Genomic DNA, 1332 nt, shown 5'->3' with positions numbered 1-1332 from the left:
ACCCGCTTAATCCATTCCTTCCATTCCGCCCATGCCTCCCATTCCTCCTGGTGGCATTCCTCCCGGCGGCATGCCGCCAGGTGCTGATTTGCTTGAGAGCACGTCATCGATGCGCAGAATCATAGTAGCAGCCTCGGTGGCAGAATCGATCGCCTGTATCTTTACCCGCAGGGGTTCAACGACTCCTTCCTTGAGCATATCCACGACTTTGCCTGAGAACACGTTAAGCCCGGCTGTTTTCTTGCCTTTCTCATGCTGGCTTCTCATCTCCACAAGCATATTGATGGGGTCAAGACCTGCATTTTCTGCCAGGGTTCTCGGGATAATTTCAAGCGACTCGGCAAACTTGCTCACTGCAAGCTGTTCCCTTCCGGTCAATGTGGCAGAGTATTCCCGCAGGCGCAGTGCCAGTTCGACCTCTGGCGAACCGCCACCGGCTACAAGGGTCTCATCCTCGATCGCCACGCCAACGACTCTTAAAGCATCATGCAGCGCGCGTTCCGCCTCATCCACCACGTGCTCGGTTCCACCGCGAAGGATGATTGAGACTGCCTTGGGGTTGTGGCATTCTGTTACGTATGTCATAGCCTCATCGCCGATCTTCTTTTCCTCTACTAATCCAGCCTTGCCAATATCCGAATCATTGATCTCTTTCAGGCTTGTGAGTATCTTCGCGCCTGTTGCGCGCGCAAGTTTCTCCATATCGCTCTTCTTGACGCGCCTGGCTGCATATATTCCTGCCTTTGCAAGGTAGTGCTGGGCGATATCGTCGATGCCTTTCTGCACGAAAACGACATTTGCGCCGCTGTCCATGACTTTATTGACCATGTCGTGAAGCATCTGTTCTTCCTGGTCAAGGAAGGACTGGAGCTGGTCAGGTGATTTGATCGAGATTTCGGCGTCTACTTCAGTCTTCTTGATTTCAAGAGCTTCGTTGAGCAGTAAAATCTTCGCACCCTGTACTTTCTTTGGCATGTTTGTGTGAACTCTTTCCTTGTCAATTACCATGCCCTCTATCAGTTCTGATGCCTCGATGCTTCCGCCCACTTTCTTCTCGACCTTGATGTCCTCAACATCTACTGTATTTTTCCCATTTTCTTTGTTTACTACCGCAAGTACCGAATTCACTGCAAGGTTTGCAAATGTATCCTTGTGCGCTTCTGCGCCTTTTCCTGTGATTGCTGTAGCTGCTATCTTTAATAACAGGTCCTTATCATCAGCGCTTACTTCCATAGCAAGTGTCTTGAGTATCTCCTTTGCTTTTATGGATGCAAGCCTGTATCCGTTCGCAATTACAGTCGGGTGCACGTTCTGCTCCAGCAGGTCTTCCGC

General features: G+C 50.6%; 1 protein-coding gene. It reads right to left on the bottom strand.

Features of this window, described 5'->3' with window-relative positions; translation table 11 throughout:
• Positions 1-6 precede the first annotated feature (6 nt).
• Positions 7-1332, bottom strand: a 1326-nt coding sequence (gene thsB / locus MNV_RS05485; protein ID WP_143311652.1) for a thermosome subunit beta, incomplete at its 5' end; no start/stop codon positions are given.

It is taken from the genome of Candidatus Methanoperedens nitratireducens, assembly GCF_900196725.1.
GTDB classification, from domain to species: Archaea; Halobacteriota; Methanosarcinia; order Methanosarcinales; family Methanoperedenaceae; genus Methanoperedens; species Methanoperedens nitroreducens_A.
The sequence above is the reverse complement of the archived record's forward strand: the minus strand, read 5'-3'. Positions and strand labels throughout refer to the sequence as shown.